Genomic DNA, 5,941 nt, shown 5'->3' with positions numbered 1-5,941 from the left:
CCCAGGGCCGTCTTCGGCCCGCATACAGCTGCAGCGGTGAGCGAGTGCCCTGAGGAGTGCGTGCTGCCGCGCATCGGCCTCACGACTCCGAACGGTGATGAGATTCTTGAAATCGGCCAGGGCTGCTTCTCTTCCTCACTTGTTCCGGCTTCGGACGATGTGGGGAGGGTGGGGAGTATGAGCATGCTTGAGGGGCCGCCGACCGTCAGGTCGGCGGCCCCTGGCCTCGGTTACGCGCTGGGCCGACGTTGCGGACGGCATCAAGGCACTTGACTGGCGCGCCGGCTCCGATCCGACGGCTGGAGCGGCAAGGCCCAGACGTTCCTGACGCGTCACGGCGGAGCCGCCGTGCTCACCGGCAGGTTCGTCGGAGTCATCCGGGCCTTCCTGCCCTTCGCCGCCGGAGCGTCCGGCATGCCGTACCGCCGCTTCTTCTGCAGCGCGACCGCATCGCTGGTCTGGGGCACCGGTAACGTGCTCCTCGGCTACTTCGTCGGCACGGCGGCGACCAGTGTCCTGCACTCGGCGGGGCTGATCGGCGCCGCCGTGCTTGCCGCCGTTGCTGTGGCGCTGTTCTGCGTTGTTCGGGTCCTCAAGCGCCGTCGCGGCCGCGTGCAGGCCGCGAGTGCCGTGGTGGCGTCGGGCGGGGTTCCTCGAACCTGCGGACAGCGGCCAATGCGCGTCGTCACGTATTCCGAGGAGAAGTAGTCCATGGGACGCGCCGGGCAGCGCAGGAAAACCGGCAGACAGCTCGCCCACCCCGAGAACTCCCCGGCGGGACCTGCACTGACCGCCCGGCACCGACGCAGGCACGGGTCGCCCGCACCCTCGACAGACCCACGCCGCCGCACGCCAAAGGCGTCGGATTCGGCACCGACGCTGGTGATCGCCGACGTCCCGCCCTTCTCCCCAGGTACCCCAGCGGCCGCGCATGTCAGCACCCGGCGCGAGCTCGGTGAGAACGGCATGAGGCTTCTCAGCACCGCGGAGCGAGGTCGGACGGGTCGACCGGGCACTGGCGGGCGGCGGAGCAGCCGCCTCGACGCTCCCACGGACGCTGAATGCCGTCGAAGGCCAGACCGGTGTGGAGCTGGTCGCGACGATCAGCCGCCCGTCACGCCCTCGGCCCGGGCCCCCATTCGCAGGTCTCGGGCAGCGGTTCGAACCGCTCCGGCGTTGTCGGTCAGGCCGTCCACCGCCACACCGTCCTGCGTGGACGGCGGCGAACTGCCTGACCGCCAGTGAAGCCCGACGGCGCGTCAGAGCACTCCGGTCCAGACCAGCTTGGCGCCCGAGTCGCCGGCCAGGTACGAGTAGACGAGATTGAGGCCGGAGAGGCCCAGCACGACGACAACGAGCGCCGCAGGCGCCCAGCGTGGCATACGGGCTCCGCGCTTCGAGCGAACCTGCAGCAACAACAGAACGGTCGTTATACCGAGTCCCAGACTGAGAAGCTGCAACGTGTCGGCGTAGTCCGCGTGTTGCGTCACCTTGTGAAGCACGCTGCTCGGGTAGTGCTTCTCGGTGACCACTTCCTGCAGGCTTTCACCGGACTCCCGGGCGACGATCGCCATGAGAGGAGTCACCAGCGCGAGCACCCACACCACCCAGCCCAACTGGGGGCGGAACCGGGGCAGCATGGCGTATCCAGCAGCGCCCAGCGCCAGCAACGGGATGAGCACTACCGCCGCGTGCACCGCAAGCGGGTGCAGGGGGAGACCCATGAATTCTTTGAACACTGCTCGCTCTCGTTCCCTAGTGCGTGAATGCCGGCTCGGCCGTGGTCGACTCGTGCCAGCTCTCTGACGAGTCAGCCGACATGCGGACGAACGGCACCGTCTGCTCCACACCGGTCCCCAGCTGGACCGTGGTGACGGTGACGGCGCCGTTGGCCTGGTTGCCCGGCGAGACGCCTCGAATGGCCATGGGACCGGCCACCGCCGTGGTGACGAGGGTGTTCAGCAGGGTCTGCCGAACGAGGCGCCCGACTGTCGGCGACGGCTCCCGGTGCGCCGGGCGCGTCGGCGACATGGTTGCCGAGGCCGGACAGTCCGGTGTTCGGCATCGGTACGGCCCGGAAAGCCGCTGTTGACCCCGGTGAAGAGGATTTGGCCGACGGTCCGCTCGCTCTCATGTGGCCCAAGATGCATCAGATGGCACAGTGTGTCAATGTTGGCCCGATGTGATCTAACCAGACGATGCGTCAGGCTTCCGCGCTGCACCCGGCGCCGGCAGCCGATTGCTGATCCTGCGGTCAGGACCGGGCTGCTGGTGCCGCGGCGCGGGCAGGCGCACGACGAGGCCCGCCGCCTGGGCTCTGCCCTGACCGGCCGGCCGGCCGCCTGATCCACCCCTGAACTGCCCGAAAGGCGTTTGACCACCATGAGCAACCTCCTGGTCCTCGGCGGCGGCGGCCGCACCGGCATCCACGTCCTCAAGCAGGCCGCCGTGCGCGGCCACCGCGTCCGCGCCCTCGTACGCAACCCCGACACCGTCCAGGCCCCGGCCGGCGGCGAACTGATCCAGGGCACGCCCGCCAGCATCGACGACATCCGCAAGGCCGCCAAGGGAACGGAGGCGGTGCTCAGCAGCCTCAACAACTCCCGCGCCTCCGACAACCCGTGGGCCAAGCCGGTCAGCCCGCCGATGTTCATGACCGACGCCGCCCGCAACACGCTCACCGTCATGGGCGAACAGGACATCCGTCGCATCGTGCTGACGTCCACGCAGGGCGCGGGCGACGACTGGGCCCGGCTCAGCCCGCTGGTCAAGGCGGTTCACCAAGGGCGGCGAGCGCGCGACCAGTCGCGGAGGGTCAAGGAGAGCCAAGAGCCGACCAAGACGGTTGACATGGACCGCTCCACGGTGATTATCTGCCGATGCAGAGTTTTAAAGTTCAAGTTACTTCCGCACGCATGAGACGTTTGGAGCGCACCATGCCCCCCACTGTCCCCACCACCCCCGCCCGCAGAGCCGTCGTCGCCTTCCTCGCCGCCGCCGTGGTCCTGGGCGCGGCCGCCGTACCCGCCGTGGCGGCCCCGCACGGCCCGGCCGCCGGACATGCGGCGCACGGCCAGGGCGACCATGACGGCCATGGCGGCTACGGCGATGCCGCCCGCCTCGGCTACCAGAAGGCCGTCGCCATCACCGTCACCAAGAGGGTGTTCGAGCACGGTGACACCTCGGTCGTCGACCGCTACGTACGGCCGGACTACATCCAGCACAATCCGACCGCGGCCGACGGGGCGGCGGGCCTCAAGGCCCTGGCCACCTCGATCCACCAGCAGTTCCCCGACGCCCGGTACAACGTCAAGCGGGTCATCTCCCAAGGCGACCTCGTGCTGCTCCACTCCAACGTGGTGCTGGTTCCGGGCACCAAGGGCGCGGCCGTCATCGACATCTTCCGCTTCCAGGGCGGGAAGCTGGCCGAGCACTGGGACGTCATCCAGAACGTGCCGGACACCACGGCCAGCGGCAACGACATGTTCTCCACGCTGAGTTCACCGCAGGTCTCGCAGCCCCTGGACCACCGGCTCACCCAGGCCAACGAGGCGCTGGTCACCAAGGCCTTCGACGAGCTCATGGTCCACAAGGACCTGACCGCCCTCGACCGCTACTGGGACCCCGGCTACCTCCAGCACAACACGCAGATGCAGAGCGGCGTGCCCGCCGCGAAGGTCGGCCTCGGCAATTACTTCGCCTCGGCACCGCAACTGACGGTCACCCCGAAGCGGATCATCGCCGAGGGCGACCTGGTGGCCGTCCACAGCCACTACGTCAACTATCCGGGAGACCGGGGCGCGGCGATCCTGGACCTGTTCCGGGTGCGGAACGGCAAGATCGTCGAGCACTGGGACATCATCCAGAACGTCCCGGAGACCTCGGCCAACGGCAACGGCATGTTCTAGAGGCCGGGGCCCCGCCCGTCAGCCCCGTGCCGGTCCGTCGACGTGCACGGTGACGAACACCGCCCGGGCGCGGGTGCCGTCGGCCGCCTCCCAGGCGCCGCTGACCTGGCCGGCCGCCGTCCGGGGCGGGTGTCGGGTGCGGTGGGGTCCAGGGCGCGGTGCAGGCACAGGGCCCCGCCGTCCGCGTCGGTCAGGACGGCGCTCCGCTCGTCGTCGGTGACCTCGACGGGCCACGGCGGGGAAGAGAAAGCAGCGCCCGCGCAGGAAACGGGTGACCTCGTGGTCGGGGGTGTCGGTGAGGCTCTGGGCCTGGGCCTGGACGCGGCCTCGATCAGCGCGAGGAACTGGGCGTACAGGACCGGGTCGTGACAGCCGTCGTAGGCCCGGCGGGGGCCCAGGACGCCGGGAAGCAGCTACCGCAGCGTGCTCGCCAAGATCGGTCGCCGGCTGGACGCCGACCACCCCCAGATCACCGAGCCCAGTCAGTGGACCCGCCAGACCTGCGCGTCCTGAGGCGCCGCGGTGGACCGGATGGCTGTCGGCGACTTCTCGCAGTGGACGCACGGCATGCGCTCTCAAGAACGCCTGGGCAGGCTGCTCACGCCTGAGCCGAAGTCCGGTTACGTTGTTCGCGAGGCGTTCGGCCGCGGCGTTTCCGGAACGCCGTTCCGAGACGCCCGTCGCTGACGGCATGCCCGCACCCGGCAACGGTCCGAGCGGTGCACAGCCGCCCTCGACCGCCCCACCCCCACCGTCCACAAAAACACCTGCCGAACCGACGCCCGTCATGTGGAGCCAGAAGCACGCTCTGGCGACGTCCGAAGCCCGCGACGGTGATCCGGATCAAGGACGGGAACTTACGCGTTCGCGTCGCGGAGCGTGCGCAGGATGCGCCCGAGGTGGCGGCGGTCCTCGGCCGAGAGTGGCCCGGAGAGGTGGTTGCGCAGGTGGGAGACGTGGGCGGTCAGTGCGTGGTCGAGCGCCTGACCGCCCTTGTCGGTCAGTACGGCGAGTGCGGCTCGTCGGTCGGCAGGATCGGGGTCGCGGCGGATGAGTCCTTCCTTTTCCATGCGGTCGGCGAGCCGGGTGAAGCCGCCCGAGCTGAAGGACACGGCCTCTGCCAGGTCCGTCATGCGGAGCTGGTGGCCGGGGGTGCGGCCCAGTCGCAGCAGCACTTCGAACCAGGTGTGCGGTATATCGAGATCGCGGTTCACCAGGGGCTTGATGCGGCTGTGGGCCTCCACGAAGAGACCGAAGAGTGTCACGTCGTCGTCGTTCAGCAGTTGCTCGTTCACTCCTCAAGGATGACAGAAGGACGTGAGCGGAAGAATCTGCTGTTGCAATATCTGTTGCGGCAGATATATTGTCTGCGTCGGCAGATACTTCGCCGTGTCCACCCCACAGATGTGGAGTCCGCCCCATGGGAAAGCGCGTCCTGGCCGCCTTCGGCGTCGTAGCTCCCATGGACGGCGTCCTCGCGTCCGGCCTGTCTGCGGCGCCCACTTCGGCGGACGCCGCCACCTCCTCCACCGCCGAGCGGACCGGCTCAAGCGAGGAGGCCCAGTTGCGGGCGCTGTACCCGCAGGCCGTGGCCGAAGGCGGCCGACTCGTTGTCTTTACCGGTGGTGACAGGTCTGGGCGGGGCGACTACCTCAAGAACGCGTTCGAGAGAAGAAGCCGCGCTGCCCTCGACCGTTACAAGGCCCGCCTCGGCCTCTACATCGGCGATGTACACGGCGCCAACTCGCCCGACCCCACCTCCTCAGCCTCCACCCGATCGACCGGTAGGGCACCCAAGGCCGAACCCCTGCTCGACACGGGCTGCCCGCCTCGACCCGGTTCACGTCGTACACCTCGCCGCGAGGCGATTTCACCGACCATCACCCTTCACCCGAGGAAGCACGCATGAGCACTCTCTCCTTCAAAGTCCTCGACCTCGACTTCCCGGCCGGCAGCAAGAACAAGACGGCCACCCTCGTCACCGGCGAGAGCGAGGCGCTGCTGGTGGACGCCGCCTTCACCCGCGCCGACGG

At 69.1% G+C, this 5,941-nt stretch carries 8 protein-coding genes and 1 pseudogene; 5 read left to right on the top strand and 4 right to left on the bottom strand.

Annotated elements, in window-relative coordinates; translation table 11 throughout:
- The first annotated feature begins 273 nt into the window (after positions 1 to 273).
- Positions 274 to 708, top strand: coding sequence for a DedA family protein (locus tag ACIRVK_RS45130; RefSeq protein ID WP_404257933.1), 435 nt, complete (start codon positions 274 to 276; stop codon positions 706 to 708).
- Positions 709 to 1,259: 551 nt separating this feature from the next.
- Here the strand turns inward: ACIRVK_RS45130 and ACIRVK_RS45125 are convergent.
- Together ACIRVK_RS45125 and ACIRVK_RS45120 are read right to left on the bottom strand one after the other, a co-directional pair.
- Entirely contained in the window at positions 1,260 to 1,724 is a 465-nt protein-coding gene (locus tag ACIRVK_RS45125) for a DUF2231 domain-containing protein (RefSeq protein WP_404257931.1), read from the bottom strand.
- A 31-nt stretch (positions 1,725 to 1,755) separates the two neighbouring features.
- Entirely contained in the window at positions 1,756 to 1,926 is a 171-nt protein-coding gene (locus ACIRVK_RS45120) for a hypothetical protein (protein WP_404257929.1), read from the bottom strand.
- Positions 1,927 to 2,382: 456 nt separating this feature from the next.
- Between ACIRVK_RS45120 and ACIRVK_RS45115 the strand changes: the two genes are divergently transcribed.
- Both ACIRVK_RS45115 and ACIRVK_RS45110 read left to right on the top strand, forming a co-directional pair.
- The gene (locus tag ACIRVK_RS45115) at positions 2,383 to 2,919 is read left to right on the top strand and encodes an NAD(P)-dependent oxidoreductase (RefSeq protein WP_404257927.1); all 537 of its coding nucleotides are present in this window, start codon (positions 2,383 to 2,385) and stop codon (positions 2,917 to 2,919) included.
- A gap of 17 nt (positions 2,920 to 2,936) precedes the next feature.
- On the top strand, positions 2,937 to 3,908 hold the full coding sequence (locus tag ACIRVK_RS45110) for an ester cyclase (RefSeq protein ID WP_404257925.1): 972 nt from the start codon (positions 2,937 to 2,939) through the stop codon (positions 3,906 to 3,908).
- Between the two features lie 18 nt (positions 3,909 to 3,926).
- On the opposite strand, the gene ACIRVK_RS45105 is transcribed toward ACIRVK_RS45110, so the two are convergent.
- Entirely contained in the window at positions 3,927 to 4,076 is a 150-nt protein-coding gene (locus ACIRVK_RS45105) for a hypothetical protein (RefSeq protein WP_404257923.1), read from the bottom strand.
- A 689-nt stretch (positions 4,077 to 4,765) separates the two neighbouring features.
- A complete protein-coding gene (locus ACIRVK_RS45100) occupies positions 4,766 to 5,203 on the bottom strand; it encodes a MarR family winged helix-turn-helix transcriptional regulator (protein WP_404257921.1) in 438 nt (145 codons plus the stop codon).
- 125 nt (positions 5,204 to 5,328) lie between these two features.
- Here ACIRVK_RS45100 and ACIRVK_RS45095 point away from each other — a divergent pair, with 125 nt between their 5' ends.
- Complete coding sequence (locus tag ACIRVK_RS45095) at positions 5,329 to 5,817, top strand: hypothetical protein (RefSeq protein WP_404257919.1); 489 nt, start codon at positions 5,329 to 5,331, stop codon at positions 5,815 to 5,817.
- A pseudogene (locus ACIRVK_RS45090) lies at positions 5,814 to 5,941 on the top strand (MBL fold metallo-hydrolase); the annotation flags it as partial. The gene ACIRVK_RS45095 and the pseudogene ACIRVK_RS45090, both read left to right, overlap by 4 nt.

This window comes from Streptomyces sp. NPDC101152 (assembly GCF_044768275.1).
GTDB lineage: Bacteria > Actinomycetota > Actinomycetes > Streptomycetales > Streptomycetaceae > Streptomyces.
Note: the sequence above shows the minus strand (reverse complement) of the source record. Positions and strands in the feature narration are given on the sequence as shown.